At 35.2% G+C, this 19164-nt stretch carries 20 protein-coding genes and 1 pseudogene; 18 read left to right on the top strand and 3 right to left on the bottom strand.

The window, feature by feature from the left end:
• The first annotated feature begins 164 nt into the window (after window positions 1-164).
• A pseudogene (locus tag ACQZ43_RS15240) lies at window positions 165-1073 on the top strand (tyrosine-type recombinase/integrase).
• Complete coding sequence (locus tag ACQZ43_RS15235) at window positions 1070-1912, top strand: tyrosine-type recombinase/integrase (protein WP_430613546.1); 843 nt, start codon at window positions 1070-1072, stop codon at window positions 1910-1912. Before ACQZ43_RS15240 ends, ACQZ43_RS15235 begins: the two are co-directional and overlap by 4 nt.
• Before the next feature lie 543 nt (window positions 1913-2455).
• Here the strand turns inward: ACQZ43_RS15235 and ACQZ43_RS15230 are convergent.
• Window positions 2456-2704 (bottom strand): helix-turn-helix domain-containing protein, encoded by a 249-nt coding sequence (locus ACQZ43_RS15230; RefSeq protein WP_430613545.1) that lies wholly within the window; start codon window positions 2702-2704, stop codon window positions 2456-2458.
• Between the two features lie 164 nt (window positions 2705-2868).
• Here ACQZ43_RS15230 and ACQZ43_RS15225 point away from each other — a divergent pair, with 164 nt between their 5' ends.
• From ACQZ43_RS15225 to ACQZ43_RS15195, 7 genes are all read left to right on the top strand, one after another.
• Window positions 2869-3633, top strand: a complete 765-nt coding sequence (locus tag ACQZ43_RS15225) for an RNA polymerase sigma factor (protein ID WP_430613543.1) — start codon at window positions 2869-2871, stop codon at window positions 3631-3633.
• Window positions 3634-3655: 22 nt separating this feature from the next.
• On the top strand, window positions 3656-4753 hold the full coding sequence (locus ACQZ43_RS15220; RefSeq protein WP_430613542.1) for a hypothetical protein: 1098 nt from the start codon (window positions 3656-3658) through the stop codon (window positions 4751-4753).
• Between the two features lie 922 nt (window positions 4754-5675).
• The gene (locus ACQZ43_RS15215; protein WP_430613541.1) at window positions 5676-6317 is read left to right on the top strand and encodes a hypothetical protein; all 642 of its coding nucleotides are present in this window, start codon (window positions 5676-5678) and stop codon (window positions 6315-6317) included.
• The gene (locus tag ACQZ43_RS15210; protein ID WP_430613540.1) at window positions 6259-6960 is read left to right on the top strand and encodes a hypothetical protein; all 702 of its coding nucleotides are present in this window, start codon (window positions 6259-6261) and stop codon (window positions 6958-6960) included. The genes ACQZ43_RS15215 and ACQZ43_RS15210 overlap by 59 nt, the downstream gene beginning before the upstream one ends.
• A 367-nt stretch (window positions 6961-7327) precedes the next feature.
• Window positions 7328-8068 carry a hypothetical protein gene (locus ACQZ43_RS15205; RefSeq protein WP_430613539.1) on the top strand — a complete coding sequence of 247 codons (741 nt, stop codon included), beginning with the start codon at window positions 7328-7330 and terminating at the stop codon, window positions 8066-8068.
• A 2-nt stretch (window positions 8069-8070) separates the two neighbouring features.
• On the top strand, window positions 8071-8505 hold the full coding sequence (locus ACQZ43_RS15200; RefSeq protein ID WP_430613538.1) for a hypothetical protein: 435 nt from the start codon (window positions 8071-8073) through the stop codon (window positions 8503-8505).
• Between the two features lie 128 nt (window positions 8506-8633).
• The gene (locus tag ACQZ43_RS15195; protein WP_430613537.1) at window positions 8634-9482 is read left to right on the top strand and encodes a HEAT repeat domain-containing protein; all 849 of its coding nucleotides are present in this window, start codon (window positions 8634-8636) and stop codon (window positions 9480-9482) included.
• A 15-nt stretch (window positions 9483-9497) separates the two neighbouring features.
• On the opposite strand, the gene ACQZ43_RS15190 is transcribed toward ACQZ43_RS15195, so the two are convergent.
• Window positions 9498-9773 carry a helix-turn-helix domain-containing protein gene (locus tag ACQZ43_RS15190; protein WP_430613536.1) on the bottom strand — a complete coding sequence of 92 codons (276 nt, stop codon included), beginning with the start codon at window positions 9771-9773 and terminating at the stop codon, window positions 9498-9500.
• A 384-nt stretch (window positions 9774-10157) separates the two neighbouring features.
• Between ACQZ43_RS15190 and ACQZ43_RS15185 the strand changes: the two genes are divergently transcribed.
• Complete coding sequence (locus ACQZ43_RS15185) at window positions 10158-10676, top strand: hypothetical protein (protein WP_430613535.1); 519 nt, start codon at window positions 10158-10160, stop codon at window positions 10674-10676.
• Between the two features lie 17 nt (window positions 10677-10693).
• Entirely contained in the window at window positions 10694-11080 is a 387-nt protein-coding gene (locus tag ACQZ43_RS15180; protein ID WP_430613534.1) for a hypothetical protein, read from the top strand.
• Between the two features lie 490 nt (window positions 11081-11570).
• On the opposite strand, the gene ACQZ43_RS15175 is transcribed toward ACQZ43_RS15180, so the two are convergent.
• Window positions 11571-11822, bottom strand: coding sequence for a helix-turn-helix domain-containing protein (locus tag ACQZ43_RS15175; RefSeq protein ID WP_430613533.1), 252 nt, complete (start codon window positions 11820-11822; stop codon window positions 11571-11573).
• 80 nt (window positions 11823-11902) lie between these two features.
• Here ACQZ43_RS15175 and ACQZ43_RS15170 point away from each other — a divergent pair, with 80 nt between their 5' ends.
• The 7 genes from ACQZ43_RS15170 (at window position 11903) to ACQZ43_RS15140 (ending at window position 17246) form a co-directional block, all read left to right on the top strand.
• Window positions 11903-12025 carry an RHS repeat-associated core domain-containing protein gene (locus ACQZ43_RS15170; protein WP_430613532.1) on the top strand — a complete coding sequence of 41 codons (123 nt, stop codon included), beginning with the start codon at window positions 11903-11905 and terminating at the stop codon, window positions 12023-12025.
• A gap of 8 nt (window positions 12026-12033) precedes the next feature.
• Window positions 12034-12708, top strand: coding sequence for a hypothetical protein (locus tag ACQZ43_RS15165; protein ID WP_430613531.1), 675 nt, complete (start codon window positions 12034-12036; stop codon window positions 12706-12708).
• Window positions 12668-13396, top strand: coding sequence for a hypothetical protein (locus tag ACQZ43_RS15160; RefSeq protein ID WP_430613530.1), 729 nt, complete (start codon window positions 12668-12670; stop codon window positions 13394-13396). Before ACQZ43_RS15165 ends, ACQZ43_RS15160 begins: the two co-directional genes overlap by 41 nt.
• Window positions 13397-13690: 294 nt before the next feature.
• Window positions 13691-13978 carry an IS66 family insertion sequence element accessory protein TnpA gene (tnpA, locus tag ACQZ43_RS15155; RefSeq protein WP_430613166.1) on the top strand — a complete coding sequence of 96 codons (288 nt, stop codon included), beginning with the start codon at window positions 13691-13693 and terminating at the stop codon, window positions 13976-13978.
• Window positions 13978-14316, top strand: a complete 339-nt coding sequence (gene tnpB / locus ACQZ43_RS15150) for an IS66 family insertion sequence element accessory protein TnpB (protein WP_430613165.1) — start codon at window positions 13978-13980, stop codon at window positions 14314-14316. The genes tnpA and tnpB overlap by 1 nt, the downstream gene beginning before the upstream one ends.
• Window positions 14317-14365: 49 nt before the next feature.
• Complete coding sequence (gene tnpC / locus ACQZ43_RS15145; protein WP_430613164.1) at window positions 14366-15895, top strand: IS66 family transposase; 1530 nt, start codon at window positions 14366-14368, stop codon at window positions 15893-15895.
• 634 nt (window positions 15896-16529) lie between these two features.
• On the top strand, window positions 16530-17246 hold the full coding sequence (locus ACQZ43_RS15140) for an RHS repeat-associated core domain-containing protein (RefSeq protein ID WP_430615704.1): 717 nt from the start codon (window positions 16530-16532) through the stop codon (window positions 17244-17246).
• Window positions 17247-19164: the final 1918 nt, after the last annotated feature.

Below are 19164 nucleotides of genomic sequence, written 5' to 3'. Positions count from 1 at the left end.
AAATTGCCTGTGGTGGCTCACCACTGGGTCACCGTTGGTTCGCTAATGGTTCGCTGTTGGGGTCACTAGAGTTCTTTTTTGCCTCTTAAAACCTTGTAATTAAAAGAATTAAAAACTAGCGACCCTAAACACAACAAACAAGAGTAAGCAAAAACGTCATAGGTATGAAAAGGATGGAGGAAACTACTTTAAAACAATTTTACGATTACCTTTTAATCAAAGGGTATCAACCAGAAACTTCTCGAAACCGTTACATGAATGTAGGTGCTTTTTTAGAATTTTCTAAGAAAGACTTTTTACAGCTAACCGAAGTTGATGTAAAGGCGTATTACGATTATTTAAAACAGCGTCCCAATAAAATAAAGGGAACAGGAACTCTAAAGCACAGCAGTGTTTTACACCACATTCGCTCTATAGAATTATTTTCTATCTTTCTATTTGAGTTTAAAAAGACTAAAACTCTTTTACAAATTGAATTACCCAGAGTGAGAGAACAAGACGACTTTGTACGAGAGATTCTCACCCAATCAGAAATCCAACAGCTTTATAAAATCGGCAATGCCAAAGAGAGAGTTATCCTGCAATTGGCTTACGGCTGTGGGCTTCGAGTATCGGAACTCGTAGCGGTCAATAAAGAAGATATCTATCTAAAAGAAAACTTATTGATAGTGCCTAAAGGCAAGTACAGCAAACGCAGAATAATACCCTTTACAGACAAAATGAAAGAAAATCTTCTTTTTTTTTGCTCCGCCAGTTCGGACAACGTCCTCGGGTCAATTGAAACCACCTCAGAACAAACCTTAATTGTGAATAGCAAAGGCACTCGCATGAAACAATGGACGTACAATCGTTTATTGAAAAAATTGTTAGCAGAAATAGGAGTAGCGTAAGAGCGGATCCAAAGAATAGGTATTCACAGCCTGCGTCATTCAGTGGCTACTCATCTTTTAGAAAACGGCATGGAGCTGGAGCAAGTTAGAATCTTTTTAGGACACGAACAATTAGAAACCACGCAAATATATACGCACGTCAGCTCAAAACAGCTCCATGAAATCAAAGACTATCAGTTATGACTTTAAAACAGTACCTTGAGAAAAACTATAAAACCAAAGGTTTAAAAACCATTATTAAACGCTATACAGACTATCAGAATGACAAAGCAGAGACCGCCGAGCTTCAAGAGGTCTTGCAGTATATTGAATACCTGCGCAAAGAACAAGCCCATCCCAAAACCATCCGCAACCACCTTTTTGCTGTAAAGATTTATTACAGCTATTTACAATACATCGGCAAACGCACAGACCACCCCTGTATTAAACTAACCCTTAAAGACAAAGTAAACCGAGCTATTGCCACGGAGAAACTGTACAGCAAAGAAGAGTTAGAAGCCTTGCAAAGTGGGTATCAAGCCAAAGATAAGCGATTGCAATACCGCAATAAAGTGATGATAAGCCTACTTGTAAACCAAGCTTTGCAAGTACAGGAGATAAGCAACCTAATGTTGATAGACATTGACCTCGAAAACGCTCAAATAAACATCGCTAAGACAAGTAAAATCAATTCGAGGGTATTGCCTTTAAAAGCGAATCAAATCGTCTTAATACAGCGTTATTTAGAAGAGCGCAAAGCACTTAATCCCCAAACCACTCATTTTATCATTTCTAAGTACGGCAAGGATTTAAAACCCCACGGTATCTGTAGGCTTATCAATGAAGGTAGGGCGAAGGACAACAGAATCCACCCTATGAGAATCCGTCAAAGCGTGATTGCTTTACTGCTTAAATCAGGTAATAATCTTCGGATTGTACAAACCTTTAGCGGACATAGACAAAGTAGCAGTACCGAGGCGTATAAACAAACAGACTTGGAGCAACTGCAATTGTCTGTAAACAAATACCATCCGATACAATAAACCGAACAGGAAAAGCGGTGTTCCTTGTTCTTGCTTTGCAAAGTTTTTGCCAAACCGTTGCAGTACTTTTTTAGTAAATCATTTTTCTTTTCAAATGAAAAAAAGAACTGCACCGCCCTTTGGGTTGGAGTTTGTCATATCCTTTGCGGTTCGCTTCAAACGCGTCACTTCAGGCTGTTTTATCCGTTTTTGCACCTTTGTTTTCATTGTGCTACCGCTTCATTACACAAAGAAGCAACACGTCCACCGCCTTACTTAATTTAGCTCGCCTGCTGGTCGCTGTGGGCTTCGGTCAACCGTTTAGTTGCCTTTGGCTAAGTTGTCCTTGTGTGCGGGTTACAAGCTGTCACAGTTTTTGTAAGATAGACAAAAACTTGCGCCAGCTTTCACTTCACAGAGTTGCAAACCGCCTGACGGCTTTCTTTTGCATCCCCCTTGCTCCACTCGCAGGATGGCTCGCATACTTTCGTTCGTAACCTCACTCCAGTAGGCTTTGGAGTAATTTATTGCGCTATCGCTCCAAAAATTACTCCAGCCTTTAGCTCAGGGCTGTTTTTCCTCAAACCCTTTAGAGAAAAATTCTTCGAAGGTCATATCAAAAGCTGAAATGATTCTTGCGAGTGTACTAAACCTTAAATCTTCACCTCTTTCATATCTTCCAAATTGAGCACGTGATATATTGTGTTCATAAGCAAAATATTCGTAGCTAGTATATCCTTTGCTTATCCTTAGTTCTTTTATTCTTTCTCCTAGTTTTTTTAAAACTTCATCTTTAGAATATTCTACTTTCATGTTATAATACCTTACAGTTATATCACAAATCTCATAAATACCCCTCTTATTGGTTACCACTAATAAGAAGTATCTTATTAGTATCTTTTTTGAAAATAAAGTGTATATTTGAAAAAGCAAGTCCACGCTAGTGGAAGTATACTCACCGTCTAAATAAGTTCATTATGGCACACAGTGACTTTGAATTATTAAAAAACAGTGATCCCTCTGCTTTAAAACAAATTCACGCTAGATATAGCAGAAGACTTTTTTGGATAGGCAAACAAGTCATAGATGATAGCTTTGTAGTAGAGAATTTAGTTCAAGATACTTTTCTAATATTATGGGATCGCAGGGATAGAATAGAGTCTCCCAAACATATCTTTTTTTTCTTAAGACTTGTATTGAAAAGAGAATGCTATTCTCATTATACTAACGCCAGAAATAAGTTTTTCAAGAAAGTTAAATCATTGGAAGATTATGAAAATTACCAAGATTATCTAGCGGGTTATGACCCAATAGATGTTGCTAAGAATTTGGATCTGCAAGATTTTCAACAAAAGTTTTTGGATGAAATAAGAAGAGTATTGCCACTGTTACGTGCCGAAAGAAGGCATTTGATAGAACTCTGCTTAAAGTATGGTTTTCGTTACAAACTTATAGCCAAGGCTATGGGAAAAGGGATTATTGAAACAAGTAACGAGGTTAAAAAAGCTATTGAGGATTTAAAAACAATCATACATCAGGAGGAACTATTTGAAGCAAAACAAAAAACGATATCTATTATAAGGCCACAAGAAACCATGACTGAACAGCAGTCTTTGGTTTTGAAACTTCGGTTTGAAAAGAAATTATCTTTCGCAACTATCTCCCAAGAGCTCAATTTATCTCCTAAAGAAGTAAACGACTTGTTTAAGATTGCCTATGGTATCTCGCAGCAAAATCAATAGTAAATAATAGAATCTATTTAATATGGAAACATCGACACTCAAATTAACTCGAAAAGTCCAATTGTTGATTGACTTACCCACCAAAGAAGAAAAGAAGGAGGCTTTGGATACTCTGTATAGATGGCAAAACAGGTGCTTTAGGTCAGCTAATTTCATTGTATCTCATTTCTACATTCAGGAAATGATTAAAGATTTCTTTTACTTGTCAGAAGGCATCAAGTATAAGCTAATTGACGAGAAAAAAGGAGACTATGGAATATTGCAACGCTCTCGAATGAACACGACCTATCGCGTAGTATCGAATCATTTTAAGGGTGAAATTCCTACAAATATATTAGCGTGTTTGAACAATGCATTAATAATTTCTTTTAGAAAAGAGAGTGTTTCCTATTGGAAAGGAGAACGCTCTTTAAAAAACTTTAAAAGGGATATGGCATTTCCTTTTGGGCTTGAGGGCATTAGTGGTTTGTCATATGATGTCGATAAAAAATCTTTTTCTTTTCGTTTGTTTCGAATTCCTTTCCGGACGTATTTAGGAAGGGATTTTACCGATAAAAAAAGATTATTGGAACAAGTAATAAGTGGTGAAATCAAGCTTTGTACTTCGCATATTAAACTAAAGGATGGTAAAATATTTTGGTTACCTGTATTTGAAATTGAAAAAGAAAAGCATTTTTTGAAACCCGATATAATCGCAGAGGCTTCCTTATCCTTAGAGTATCCCATAGTTCTAAAAATTGGTCAAGCAAGATTTTATATAGGTACTAAAGAAGAGTTTTTATACAGAAGATTGGCCATACAAGCTTCCCGTAAACGTGCTCAAATAGGTGCAACTTTTATTAAATCGGGTAAAGGAGTCAAAAGGAAATTAAAAGCAGTGGAGAAGCTTGGCAAAGCGGAGAATAATTATGTAAATTATCGCTTACACGTATACAGCAGGAGGTTGATTGACTTTTGTATTAAACATCAGGTTGGAACATTGATTTTAATGAATCAACAGGATAAAATTGAGATAGCCAAAGAAGAGGAATTTGTTTTAAGGAATTGGAGTTATTATGACTTAATGGCCAAAATAAAATACAAGGCTTATAAAGCAGGTATTGAACTTGTTGAAGGCTAGATACTATAGTTTTGAGGGTGCTTGTACACCCGTAAGGTGAGGTTGCTTATTGACACTCACTAAATGTGAATAGCATATACAACGCGTGGGCTCACTATTTAGATATCTAAATAGATAAAAGCCAATAGAAATTGTGCGATATCCTGTAGCTGTTTAGGTTATGTTTATCTTTTGAATCCTTTTTTACTTTTAGAGTAGCTTGTTGTTACTCATTTCTTCAAAACAGCCTTCCTAAATTTTTTTAGTGTAAGGCTGTTTTTTATACATAAAAGAGCAAATACATAAAAGTGTAAAAGCGTAAAAGAGTATTTACATAAATACATATTTGTTTAAAAATCAGTTTAGTATTTTGAAAAAAAGGTGGTGGAAGGTGTATTGCAAGATGTGTTTTTGTAGCTACGTTTTATCAAACTGTACTTAAAACATTCTTGCCACTAGAGGTGGAGCAGTTAAGAAAAAGATGGTCAAAAGTGTATTACAAGATGTGTTTTTGTACGTACATAAAATCCTTAAATGTATATATCAAACTACACTAACGCCCTTCGGTTGTTTACTCATTTTTTAATCTGATTTAGAAAATCCGATTAAAAAATCGAGTGTTTGGCCAAACACAGCAAGTTATGTTTTGAGGCACTCGAAATTCGATTAGTGCCTCAAAACAACTTGCTGATGAATCAGAGAAAAACTCCAGAGTCGTTTTTGTTTTTTTTCTTTCAATTGAAAAGAAAACTGTTAAAATTTGAGACAAAAAGGACTATATTTGAAAAAGGAAGTGTAGCGTTCTTTTTGAGATTGAGTGACGTGCGAGGTGAAAATGGAGTAGATGTGTTTGAGCGTAGACCCGTTAGCGGAGCAGTTCCCAGGATGGACTCCATACCACTATGTACACAACAATCCAATCAATTTGATTGATCCGACGGGGATGTCTGCGGAGGAAAGTGATGGATGGTATGAGAATGAGCATGGTACGATTAAACACGATTCTACTATAAATAATCAAAAAGACCTTGATGATAAAAATATAAAAGGAGAATTCATAGCAAAATCTTTTCTTGGAGAAAATCAAAATGGTCAAGTTTTTGAGTTTCAATCTAATGGAGATGTTAATTTTAAAGATGGTGCGACTTCATCTGCTTATAAAGCAGGAGGATTTGACGGAGATTTTGTTTCTGTTATTTCATCAGGAATAGGAAAAAAATCGGATGGGAATATTTCGACTGCGTCGACATTAGTTCTAAGTCCTCAAACAGCACATCCGGCAGTAAAATTAGTTGCAGGAATAGTAGCGATAGGATATCTAATGACTGCAGCAATACAGACGGGAAGTAGTGAAGATATGCAATTTTCTTTTTCTCTTCCTGAAAGCATTAAGACCTCTGGGTTCTTTGACTCAATGGGGCAAAGAGGAAATAATGATAAAAGGCTGGGGTCTGAAGAATTAGAACGTATTAGTACTAAACCTATAGGAGAAAGAACATCGGCAGAAAAGCAAAAATTAAAAGCACATGAAAAAGCAACTCAGCAAAGAGGATCAAGACATAGTAAAGGAGGGAAAAAGAGATGATTTTGTTTTTAGGTTAAAATCTTTAAATGAATTGGGTTGGAAAGAGGGATATAACTTAATTCATGATTTTTGTTATTCAGATATTAAGCTTGGATTAGATGATATTAAAGAAATTCTGTCTGTAGAAAATAAAGAGTTTATAGATTTGTTCTTACGAGAATATATACTCTTTGATGAGAATGACAAAAGGTATTTAGAAATTTTCATTAATGAAAATCTAAACAATAGTGATACTGAATTCGTCTCTGATTTAATTTATTTTGCTAATGACATATCATTAAACCTGGAATATTTAAGTGTTCTTGAGATAATAACTAAGTTTGGTGCAAACGAAAATTACATTGTATTAGCATCTTTGAATTACATATCTAATAATGTTAAATTTTACTATTTTGATAAGATTGTAGTTTCATTTGAAAAAGTAATAAATTCTTCAGATTATTTTCATTCAGAGCAAATTTTAGCAAGTTTGTTTCTTTATAGAATTACTCATAGAATAGAATATTTAGATTTTATTGCTGAGTTGGTGGAGTTAGAAATCGGCAATCTAGATTTTTTGACTAATTTGCTACTAGATGAGTGTTATCAAGAAAAGTATTTTAATTTAAATGAAGTTAAAGGTAAAATACCGAGAATTATCTAAGCATGTCTTCCCCCGCTACCGCACGAAATGAAATTCGACGAAGTCAATCCTTTCGTGTGGCAAGAATAAATAAAAAATCCCAACCGTAAAAAGTTGGGATTTTTGTATTTATATAGAAAGTTCTTTTTTTAGATTGGTTTTAAAAATAAAAGCTTCTAGTAAGTCTTTTACGGTTGTTTTTTGCCCTTCAGTGAGGTCTTGTGTTTTTATTAATAGACTTAAGAATTCCTGTTGTCTGTTAGTTTTTTTCTGTTATAAGACTAGTATTTATGATTGAAAAGTTTATTTTTATGGTAGCAATGAAGTGACGCGCGAGGCAAAAATGGAGTAGAAGTGGTTCAATGTAGACCCGTTAGCGGAGCAAACGATGGAAGCCTATTCCTATGTAGGAAACAACCCGATTAACTTTACGGACCCTACGGGGATGAGTAAGGAAGGTGGAGAAAGTATTGGAGTAAGAAAAATCGGAGAGGGAAAATATGAAGTGGTAAGTGGAAAAGCAGATGGAGATAAGAGTATATATTTAGCTGATTCAAAAGGGCATTATAATAAAAAATCTGAAAAGATAGGAGAATCATTGACAGAGTATTCTTTTTTAACAGAAGAAGGAAAAGCTGTTAAAGGGGCTGTGATTAATACTTATGATACTTCTGGAATTGACTTTTTAAATAATGAAGTTGTAAATAATTCCAGTTTGACACAATTAGATTATATGCCTAATGCAACTTGCGGTAAACATTATGATTTTAAGGCAAGAGGTAGAAATGAATTACCTACTACCCAATGGAATAAACATCATTATAGAGGAATGTTATTCCAAGGTGTTGATAATATGTCGGAAAGTAATAGTGGAAAAACTATTTTTGCTTCTGCAAGAGATATTGGAAACGTTGGAGCTGGTTATTTTGCTGCTTCTAAAGGGTGGAATTGGAGTGATACAAGGAGTGCGTTTGATGGATTGCAAAAATGGCAACAGTTAAACCCTTTTGCTACAGAGGGAAAACCATCTCAATATGCCCAAAAAGTAGGACACACAGCTGGATATAGAATTTGGGGACAAAAGAATCCTATGCAATATAGAAATAGACAAAGAAATGGATTGAATTAATTATGAAGAAGTATATTAAATCAGCCGGTTATGTTATATTATTTTTTTTATTTATTTGCTTTGCGATTGACCAAAGTCGAAGTTTCTATAAACTTGAAGACGGTAAAGAAGTAACTGTTTGGAAAAGAATTGGAGGAATATGTTATGTGATTCCTTATAAATATTATGGTATTGTTAAGCCATCAAGCTGTGCCATTGAGACAGTTAATACAGGTGGTATAACTTTAATATGGTATAATAGAAAATTGATTGTTAATACGGATTCAAAAATGAAAATAATTAACAACGGAGATTGTATATTAGAAGATTATATGAATAAAAAAGATGAGAATGATTCAATATTCTTATACAGTGATAATGGAACTGATAAGCTAAAATCTGATTTAAAATATTTAAGTATTTATATTTTAGATAATTCAGTGTATTCTAACAAATAACCCCAGCTACCGCACGAATCCTTCCATAAATCCGCAACTGACTGTTAATAAAAAAGGTAAATATTTAATATTCAATTCTTTGTGCTCTTATTGTAATCACCTAAATTGGTGATACTTAATAAGCAGATATGAAGATATTGAATTCCAATGGGATTTCGGCCTTTGGCGGCTTGAATTTTGTTATTGCAGAACTCGATAATAAAGAGATTGGAAAGACTCTTAATGAAACCCTGCCCAAATTGGGAGCCCAAAGTAAATATAATTGGAGAGATTTACTCTATAGTTATTGGTCTGTATTCTTTTGTGGTGGTGACTGTGCAGAAGATTTGTCAAGTAACTTTAAACCTAACTTTTCCCAATCGCCAAAGCTTAAAATTCCCAGTCCCGACAGGGTTTTGAACCAAGTAGTAGAAGCGAACAAAATAAAATCCGAATTGGCAAAGGCTGGGATTAGTGTAAATGATATTTATGATTTAGTAAATACTGATAAGCCATATCCAACCGCAATACCTGTTTTACTTAATATATTACAAGAAGGAATAGAACATATTGGTATTAAAGAAGGCATTGTAAGAGCATTAGCAGTAAAGGAAGCAATCGGAAAAGCAAGTCCTGTTTTAATAGCAGAATACAACCGAACACCTAAAGATAAAACGCTTTTGCGTTGGGCAATTGGAAACACAATCTACACAACGATTACAGAAAATGACGTTGAAAGTATATTGCCGATAGTCCAAGACAAAACAAATGGAATGTCAAGGCAGATGTTTGTTGCCGCATTAGGGAAAGTGAAGTCTGAAAAAGCAGAAAATGTTTTAATTAATTTGCTTGATGATGAAGAAGTAACGCCCCACGCTTTAGAAGCATTGGGCAGAATGAAATCAAGCAAGGCAAGGGAGAAAATAACAATGTTGACCAACCACCCTAAAGCCTTAATAAGAAAGGAAGCTTTAAAAGCATTGAAGAAAGTATCATAACATCAAGCCCGGCATTTACATCAAAGAAATTTTGCTTGCTTTGATAAAGTGGTCAACGGTAGTGAGCAGGCATTCCTTTTCCTTTTCGGGGAGGGTTGCAATATCCTGAAACCTCTTTAACATAGCGAGATCTTTAAACAGGTCGGCCTGTTCGTTTTCGCCCAACAGGTAGCCCACCGTAGTATGTAAAATCTTAGCCAGCTTTTTGGCAGCCTCGATAGACGGCACTGCTTCCCCACGTTCGTATTTGGATGCGGTGGTGACGTATTCCAATTTTAGTTGCAAAGACATCTTGCAGTATTCTTTGTTCAATTGAAAAAAAAGTTTATTTTTATAGAGAAGGAAATAGATTTTTTGCAGATAGGAAGTGACGCGCGAGGCAAAAATGGAGTAGAAGTGGTTCAACGTAGACCCGTTAGCGGAACAGTTCTCAGGATGGACTCCATACCACTATGTACATAACAACTCTGTCAATCTGATTGACCCAACCGGGATGATTGCGGAGAATTATGACCCTCCCGCAGAAGGGAATTTTGCAAATGGGACGGTTCATACAGATAAAACAGGAAGTTGGACATACAATGATGGTATTTGGGGAGACAATAGTGGTGGTGGAAATGATTTCTAGGAGGAATCTCTATTGATGCAACAGATGGGAATTCTAATTTAGCTAATGTGGTAACTGCAGGACAGTTGGGCGGTGGTGCAGCAGCAGGTATATTGGGGGAATTAAGTAGTAAGTATATGGAGCAGTCTTTTTATAATATGGGAGATGCTTCAGATGCTTCAAATGCTTCAAATTCACTGCGGATGAATAATTCGAATTATCAAGGACCAGGTCTTGGTACATATGCCTCTGGATATCAAGAATCAATGCGGAGTATAAAAAATTTGAAGACAGGATTAAATCTAATGTCAAAAGGATTGGATTTAGCAGGATATGCAGATGGAACTATAAATATATATAAAGGTAATTATGCTTCAGGAGCACATTCTATTGGAAATAATGCTTTAGGAATAGAAATAGGAACCAAATTAGGATGGGGATATGGACTGTTATATAGTGCTACGTATACTTTGTTTGAGAATACACTACCAAAGAGTGAGCTATACAATAGAGCTGTTTTTGGAACAAATTCTCCTACTTATAAATCAAGGAGGCACAATTGGACAGAGTCCAAACTTATACCTTAACAATAAAATAATTATAAATGGGAATTATTGGCGTTATTAAAAGTTTTTGGTTAGATTTTTTTGCAGCTTATTATCAACAATTAATGAGGAATGCAAAGTATGAAACCCCATTGAGCATTGTCATACATACAACGTTTGTTCAGGCTGTCAATTGCACCACTTTATTGGTTTTAATAATGCATTTTTTATTTTCAACTATTAGGTTGAATTATATCTTTTTTATTTCACCGATGATAGTATTAATTGTTATTAACTCATACTATTTTTATTATAAATTAAATGATGTAGAAAGAGATTTGTTATTAAATAGAAAACCTAAGTATAAAGTATTTATATATACTTTGTATAGTTTGCTCTCAACAGTCTTTTTAGTTTTCGCTCTAATTATGGCTTCTAAAGTATAAGAGTTATAAAGTGTTAGTATATGAATTAAGTAAACTCTTTTAATGAAGGTGATATTCCCCACTACTTCTTTATGTATTTATAGGAACTATAGTTGTTTTGGTGGGTTTCCCTAAGTATCAGATATTTGGGTTTAATTACGAAGATCCATTATGGATTTTATTAGTTATAGTAACATTCCCGTAAATATATTATTATTTGGTATGGTGGTGGTTGATAAATCTATCCTTTCGGTTATTATATTGCAAGTTATAGTGTTGTTTTTATTTTGGCTCATTTTATATAAAACAGTGTTTAAAAAATATATAAAAACTAAATAAACATTTACCTTTCCTTGCCCCGCACCGCACGAAATGAAATTCGACGGAGTCAATCCTTTCGTGTGGTACGAATAAACAAAAAATCCCAACCTTAAAAGTTGGTATTTTTGTATTTATATTGAAAATTCTTTTTTGAGATTGGTTTTAAAAATAAAGGCTTCTAGTAAGTCTTTTACGGTTGTTTTTTGCCCTTCAGTGAGGTCTTGTGTTTTACAAACAGGCTTAGAAGTTCGTTGTCTTTAATGATGTTTTCGGCTTTGTTATCGCCGTATACGAGTTGGTCTAGCGAGATGTTTAGTTCAGTAGCTATTTTTTCGGCTACTTCTAAAGAGGGTATGGAAATGCCTCTTTCGTATTTGGACAAGTTGGTAACGTGTATTCCAATTTTAGAAGCAAAGACATCTTGTGAGAATTCTTTTTTCAATTGAAAAAAAGTTTATTTTTATAAAGTTGAAAGTTGAAGTTTATAAAAATGAAGTGACGCGCGAGGTAAAAATGGAGTAGATGTGGTTGAATGTGGATCCACTAACAGAGCAAACGATGGAACCGTATTCCTATGTCGGAAACAACCCGATTAACTTTACTGACCCTACGGGGATGAGTAAGGAAGGAAAGATGATATTATAATACAGTCTATGAGTGGTACTGAACTAAGGAGGATAACTGCACCAGGAGAAGACATTTATGTACGTGTAGATGAAAGTGCATTTAATCAGGCTAGTTCTAGTTTTAATAATGATAACCAGGATTATAATACAATGTTATCCGTATGGTCTTTAAGAAATCAACAAAGCAAAGGTCCATCCGGTTTAATTTCTGAACAAACAGGAGTTGGAGTAAGTGTCTCAGGTTCAATGCGTAATAATTTAATAGGAGACGTATCTGTATCTTTTCAAGCTCTTTTTGATAATGGAGGAATACATACTTTAGAATCTTATTCAGGTGTTGCAGGAGGTTTTGGAAATGGAGCTCCGGAGAATGGTTTGTATACAGTTAATAGTTTTCAAGATAGAAGTCCGACAGGTTGGTATAATAAAGGAATGAATCGTGATGGAGTTGGATTTAGTTATAATCTAAATCCAGAATTTAGTACAGGACGAAGTCTTTTAAGGATACATCCTGATGGTAATAATGAAGGAACTTTAGGGTGTATTGGTTTGTCAGGGAATGCTCAAAATCTGAATAGTTTTAGTGGAACTTTGAATGGGTATTTAAAGAATCGTGGAGCAGTTCCTGTTAATATAAATATTAATAATAATCCAAATAACAATGGACGAAGTGGGAGGAAGATACCAAATGTTAATGAATAGAAAAAAAGGATTAATTTTTTTCTTCTTAATTTCATTGTTAGTAAGTTGCCAATCTAACAGTGCTAAGTCTAACTTAGAAGAGAACAATACAAAAATAATTTCAGAGAAACTTTCAAATGAAGATACAGTATCAGTAATAAACCATAATAGCATTATTACTACTTCAGAAAAATTGATAGATTTTGTTCCTGATACAACTATAAATAAAAAACTATTTTTAGAGAATAGTAGTTCATTGGTAGGTATTTATTCAGGAAGTAAGCCGTTGAAATTAATAGAAAGGTTAAGAGAAAGCCCTATTAATATTTTTGTAAATAAATCAAATAAGGAGTATTTATTAGCTTACCAATATGAAGGTAATACTAACTATACTTATAGTTGTATTGAAATAGGTTATCTTGAAGATGATAAGGTTATAAAGTCTAATGATTTAACTCAAACAGAGGAAACTTATTTCAAAACAGAATCTGGTTTATCTTTGGGACTTTCTTTGGAAGAAGTTGTTAATATAAAAGGGAAGGAATACGAACAACAGGAATTCAATGATTTTATAGTATTAAGCTATCGAATTGATGATTATGAAAGTTCTGCTTTTTTGAAAAGATATAGAATGCCAGGATATTTTATTCAAATCAAGTTAAAAAATAATATTGTAACTAAAATTACATTTGGATTCGATTATCCTTAATAAAAATCCGCAAGTCTTTGCCAGCCCGTTAAGGCACTTTTTTTACTTTTATATTTTCAGTTGAAAAAAAAAGAGCCTTGACGCCCGTTGGGTGCTCCGCTTTGCTTCGCAGGTTGTCAGGCGTCTTGCAGGTCGTTATCGTTGTCCTCACGCCTGGCTCCAATGTCCGTTTATGCCACTTCACTCCACTGCGCTTGCGCTTCGTTTTGTTCAGTCGCAACACGTATCCGCCCGAGCAACCACATGTTTCATAACATAGTGTAAGGTATTAAGTTTGCTTGAAATAATAAAGAGATGAGCAAACAAGAAATTATGTACTCTCATGTAGAGGATTGGAAAGCAAGTGGATTAACACAATCAAAGTATTGTGAAAGTGCAGGAATTAACTTGGCGACATTTAGCTATTGGGTAGTAAAATATAAGAATAAGACAGTTGAAGATGGAGCAAGCAACTTTATAGCAATAGGTAAAACATTGAAAACAGAAGGTACAGAATACGAAATCGTGTATCCTAATGGAGTGAAGCTTCGTGTAGAAACGAAAGACTTAAGTGATCTTTATTCATTAATAAACCTTGTGTAATGTTTAGTCTGAGTAGTAGCCACCAATTCTATTTATATAAATCAGCATGCGATATGCGCAAGAGTTTCGATAGTCTTTGTGGTCTTGTTCAAAACGAATTGAATCAAGTAGCTCACAATGGAAGTGTCTATGTCTTTATCAATCGTCGCTGTAACCAGATGAAGCTTTTGCATTGGGAAACAGGTGGATTTGTGTTATATCACAAGCGATTAGAACAAGGAACTTTTGCCTTTCCTTCTCATAACAAGTCACAAATCAGCTGGAGTGATTTAGTACTAATGATAGAGGGAATACAGGTGATAAAAAGTAGTCAAAAAAGGCGATTTTCCACGGGATAAAACAGCCTTAATCCTTGTGTAAATAAGGCTTTTGACGTATATTTACTTCATGGAAATAGACTTAGAAAACTTATCGAAACAAGAACTTTTGGCGCTTTTAACTAAAGCTCAAAAGACTATTTCCAAGCAAGAATCTGAACTTAATACAGAGAAAGAAAAATCAGCTGAACTAGAACGTCAAGTAAAACTACTTCAACGCATGAAGTTTGGTCAATCTCGAGAGCGTTTCGAGGATCCTGATCAGACTAAATTACCTTTAGATGTTGATCCAGAGGTAATACAAGAACAAGAAGAAGTAATCAAACAAGAGATTACTTATTCTCGTACAAAGAAAAAACACCCAGGACGAGCTAAACTACCAGATCACCTGCCCGTAGAAGAAGTACATATCTATCCTGAGGGAGACCTATCAGGGATGATTTGTATTGGTAAAGAGATAACTGATATCTTAGACTACATCCCAAGTTCTTTTAAAATAAAGAGGTTCATTAGATATAAATACGCTACTCAGGATAAAGACAATCCACAGATAAGTATAGGAAGTCTTCCAGAGCGAATCATCGATAAAGGAATACCCTCTGAGGGACTACTAGCAACCATACTTGTTGATAAATATGTAGACCACCTTCCGCTATATCGTCAAAAGCAACGTTTTTCTAGAGAAAATATCGATATAGCTTCCTCTACAATAGATGGTTGGATAGTCCAATGTATGGATGCTTTAAAACCGCTGTATGAAAGCTTCTTTTTAGATGTACAGAATAAAGGTTATCTTCAAGTAGATGAAACCACCATCAAAGTCCTAGATGAGAAAAAGAAAGATAAGTCTCATCTTGGCTATTATTGGGTGTATCACGCACCTATATCCAAGCTCGTGATATTTAATTACAGCCCTACTCGTGCCAGTAGCGCTGCACTACCTGTATTACAAAATTTTAAAGGATACCTGCAGACCGATGGTTACGCGGGATATAAAGCCTATGGGAATAAGTCAGGTGTCACACATCTTGGCTGTTGGGCACACGCTCGTCGTGAATTTGAAAGAGCTTTAGACAATGATAAAACAAGAGCTCAACATGTACTTGTAGAAATACAGAAGCTATATGCTGTGGAACGACAGGTTAAAGAACAAAACTTAACTCCTGATCAAATCAAAGAGCTTCGTCTGAAAGAGAGTTTACCAATCATCAATGAACTTGGTAAATATATGTTTACTCAGATGAAATTAACTTTACCTAAAAGTCAAATAGGTAAAGCTTTTGCTTACTCACAAACTAGATGGGATAACCTAAGTGCGTATTTATACAATGGGAACTTACAGATAGATAACAACCTTGTAGAAAACGCAATCAGACCTGTAGCACTTGGGCGTAAAAACTATCTCTTTGCTGGTTCTCATGATGCTGCACAAAGAGCTGCTATGGCCTATACGTTTTTTGCTAACTGTAAAAAGCACGACGTTAATCCATACCAATGGTTAAAATATGTTCTTGAAAATATTCAATCCATCAACCACAAGAACATTACAGACCTATATCCTCATAACTATAAAACGTTAATCATAGACGCTGTAGAATAATGTTTATTCCTCACAAGATGTAATTGCTCGGGCGGGTACCGCAACACGTCCACCGCCAGGCTTTAATTTAGCTCGCCTGCGGGTCGCTACGGGCTACGGCTGTCTTTTTTGTATTGCTTCCGCTCCGCTCTAGCAAACATCAAGGACAGCCTTGTATACTGCGCCGAGCGCTGTCACGATTGTTGTAGAAAAGAACAAAAATCCCGCCAGCGCTCGGCTACTATATATGCAAGTACCCGCACTGCGCTACCGCTCCGTGCTCTCGGTCTTCCACCCTTGCTCCACTCGCAGGTGGCTCGCAGGCTGTCGTTCGTTGCCTCTCTCCGGCTAGCTTGGCCCTCAGCTATTACGCTACGCTCCATAGCTTCAGTCCAGCCCTTAGCTCAAGGCTGTTTTTCCTTCGAGTTGTAAAAGAGAAATACCAGTAAGTTCAAAACTAACGCCCTTCGGTTGTTGACTCATTTTTTACATCAGCTTGTCCGCTCCGCTACCAAGCGGATATAAAAAACAAGTTATTTTTTTAACTGATAAAATAATAATAATTATCTTTGAAAAAATGAGCTGTTTATCTACATATAACTCTAAATTAAAGTTAATTTACGCGAAATGCAAAGAGTCGCGCGAACAAAAAAGGGTGCAGTTGTGGTTAAGTGTGGACCCGTTGGCGGAGCAAACTATGGAACCGTATTCGTACGTCGGAAACAACCCGATTAACTTTACTGACCCTACGGGGATGAGTAAGGAGGGGAAGGAAGATTGGGTTGAATATATAGGGCGAAGTGGCAATACTCAGTATATTTATGATAGTAGTGTAAAAACAAAGGAGCAAGCGACAGCAAAAGGATATACTAATGTGAAAAATGTTAGTAGTGAGATGGTTGTTGGTAGTGGCGATGATAGTTATAAGTTGTCTGATAAAGCAACAGTTACTAATGTATCTACTGGTGCAGATGTGAAGCCTGGTTTTATGATGAAGGATGGTAGTTATGTTGGGGAAAATAGTATGTATAAAGCGACAGCTTCTGGATTACAAGATGGAGGAGATGTGATGGTTTATGGGGCAACTGCATTGAGTGTTGCTGGAGGAGGAGTATTAGGCGCACCTCTCGCGACATTAGGAGGGTTAATGTCAACTGTTGGTTTGGTAATGGAAATCACCAAGGATGCTTTAGATAGTAAAATTTCAGTAGAGAAAGTAGCGACAAAGGCAGTGTTAACTGTTGTAGGAAGTAAAGTAGGTAAATTAGGTAAAAATTATTCAGAAAAATTAATGAACAGTAGTTTGATTAATTTGCTAGGAAAAGGAATAGATGATGCAAGAGACAATAAGAAAGGACCATATAAAAAATAAAGTATGAGAGATATATTTATTATATTATTAATATCGATATTTTGCTGGATTTACTATTTTTATGAAAGAAAAAAAGCAACGAATAAAAATAATGAGAATCCGTTAAAATGGTATTATTGGTCGTTAGACTTTAAAGTACTAATAATGGCGATTACATGCAGTTTGGTCGCTTTTTATCTTATTGTTATTTATGTACAAGAACAATAGCGTCCTTCGCTACCGCACGAAATAAAATTTGACGGAGTCAATCCCCGCTACCGCACGAATCCCTTCGTGTGGTATATAAATAACAAAAATCCCAACTTTTTACGGTTGGGATTTTGTTATTTTAGAATAGCTTGTAATTTATTTTTGGCTAGAAACGCATCTAGCATAGCGAAAAAGTGTTCTTTATCTGTGGGGTCTAGTTTTTCTATATCGAGTAAACGGGTTACGGTTTTCTTATCGAATTTGCTGTTTACGCCTTCTCCTACAAGATAATTCTAGCTTGCCCCCGCTACCGCACGAATATTTTAAATAATTAGAGCGATAGTATAACCATGGTTTTTACTTGCTACTCTAATTTTGAATTTTGCAGCATCTTTTCGACCTTATAAAAAATCCGTTAAGAAATCGCTGCAACGAAGCCGAAAAAAGATTTTGTGTCTGACCGAAGGGAGTTAAAATCTTTTAGGCGAAGTCAAGTGATTTTAGGAATTTTTTATAGTGTCTTGACTTTTTGCTTCGTTTTGTGTCAAGACAAAATGAAGAGAATAGGTTTTTAGCACAATTGAACTTTGAAAGCAAAATTTTGCTTAATCCTCTCGCGAGTCATCTATTAAATACAAGAACTCTCAATCCTGTTGGGCGTTTTGTATCTACTATGACCGTTTATAGATAAAAGGCAGTCTTCCAACTTTGTAAAAATAGAATGAGGATTCTTTGTATATTAACTACGGTTAAATAGAGGAATATGAGTACAATGAATTTTGCTACACGAAAAGACTGACTCTTTCGAATTTCATTTCGTGCGGTAGCGTGGGGATACAAAAAAGATGTCGACAAAATAGAGAAAATAGTATGGGATATATAATCATTTATCTAATTATGATAATAATAGGTTTAAGAGGGATAGTAAAAACTAAAATACCAAAATTTAAAGATGGAGCTCGTTTTCCTATAGAAACAAATTATTATTTAAGTAACTTTCTTTTGTTTATTGTTGGAATTTTTTTTTGATTTTAAAAATAAAGAGTTATTTTTAAAAGGAAGGTAAGCTATACTCCCCGCTACCGCACGAATATTTTAAATAATTAGAGCGATAGTATGACCATGGTTTTTACTTGCTACTCTAATTTTGAATTTTGCAGCATCTTTTCGACTTTATAAAAAATCCGTTAAGAAATCGCTGCAACGCAGCCGAAAAAAGATTTTGTGTCCGACCGAAGGGAGTTAAAATCTTTTAGGCGAAGTCAAGTGATTTTAGGAATTTTTTATAGTGTCTTGACTTTTTGCTTCGTTTTGTGTCAAGACAAAATGAAGAGAATAGGTTTTTAGCACAATTGAACTTTGAACGCAAAATTTTGCTTAATCCTCTCGCGAGTCATCTATTAAATACAAGAACTCTCAATCCTATTGGGAGTTTTGTGTTTACAAACCCAGATACCTTGTGAAATAAAATTCGACGGCGTCCATCCCTTTGTGTGATACGAATAAATAATAAATCCCAACCTTTTACGGTTGGGATTTATTATTTAATTAAAGCCTATGATTTTTAGCGTACGCCATTTCGGGCACTGAATTACTTCGTTACGACTTAGTAAACGGCTCTCTTGGAACGCGCTTTTAATTTTTTTTTATTTGTACCCCGATTTTTTATTTGTGTAGCGCTGCACTAATAGTAGGTGTTTTACAGGATTTAAAAGTTTGGACTTCTTTG

The organism is Flavobacterium sp. JP2137 (assembly GCF_050562195.1).
Taxonomy (GTDB): Bacteria; Bacteroidota; Bacteroidia; order Flavobacteriales; family Flavobacteriaceae; genus Flavobacterium.
Note: the sequence above shows the minus strand (reverse complement) of the source record. Positions and strands in the feature narration are given on the sequence as shown.

Coding starts and splice junctions, on each gene's coding strand:
- ACQZ43_RS15195 (WP_430613537.1), top strand. CDS start 8,634: ATGAAGATATTGAATTCCAATGGGATTTCGGCCTTTGGCGGCTTGAAT.
- ACQZ43_RS15220 (WP_430613542.1), top strand. CDS start 3,656: ATGGAAACATCGACACTCAAATTAACTCGAAAAGTCCAATTGTTGATT.
- ACQZ43_RS15215 (WP_430613541.1), top strand. CDS start 5,676: ATGTCTGCGGAGGAAAGTGATGGATGGTATGAGAATGAGCATGGTACG.
- ACQZ43_RS15160 (WP_430613530.1), top strand. CDS start 12,668: ATGGACGAAGTGGGAGGAAGATACCAAATGTTAATGAATAGAAAAAAA.
- ACQZ43_RS15180 (WP_430613534.1), top strand. CDS start 10,694: ATGGGAATTATTGGCGTTATTAAAAGTTTTTGGTTAGATTTTTTTGCA.
- ACQZ43_RS15235 (WP_430613546.1), top strand. CDS start 1,070: ATGACTTTAAAACAGTACCTTGAGAAAAACTATAAAACCAAAGGTTTA.
- tnpB (WP_430613165.1), top strand. CDS start 13,978: ATGTTTAGTCTGAGTAGTAGCCACCAATTCTATTTATATAAATCAGCA.
- ACQZ43_RS15190 (WP_430613536.1), bottom strand. CDS start 9,773: ATGTCTTTGCAACTAAAATTGGAATACGTCACCACCGCATCCAAATAC.
- ACQZ43_RS15230 (WP_430613545.1), bottom strand. CDS start 2,704: ATGAAAGTAGAATATTCTAAAGATGAAGTTTTAAAAAAACTAGGAGAA.
- ACQZ43_RS15225 (WP_430613543.1), top strand. CDS start 2,869: ATGGCACACAGTGACTTTGAATTATTAAAAAACAGTGATCCCTCTGCT.
- ACQZ43_RS15170 (WP_430613532.1), top strand. CDS start 11,903: ATGTGGTTGAATGTGGATCCACTAACAGAGCAAACGATGGAACCGTAT.
- ACQZ43_RS15165 (WP_430613531.1), top strand. CDS start 12,034: ATGAGTGGTACTGAACTAAGGAGGATAACTGCACCAGGAGAAGACATT.
- tnpC (WP_430613164.1), top strand. CDS start 14,366: ATGGAAATAGACTTAGAAAACTTATCGAAACAAGAACTTTTGGCGCTT.
- tnpA (WP_430613166.1), top strand. CDS start 13,691: ATGAGCAAACAAGAAATTATGTACTCTCATGTAGAGGATTGGAAAGCA.
- ACQZ43_RS15205 (WP_430613539.1), top strand. CDS start 7,328: ATGGAAGCCTATTCCTATGTAGGAAACAACCCGATTAACTTTACGGAC.
- ACQZ43_RS15200 (WP_430613538.1), top strand. CDS start 8,071: ATGAAGAAGTATATTAAATCAGCCGGTTATGTTATATTATTTTTTTTA.
- ACQZ43_RS15210 (WP_430613540.1), top strand. CDS start 6,259: ATGAAAAAGCAACTCAGCAAAGAGGATCAAGACATAGTAAAGGAGGGA.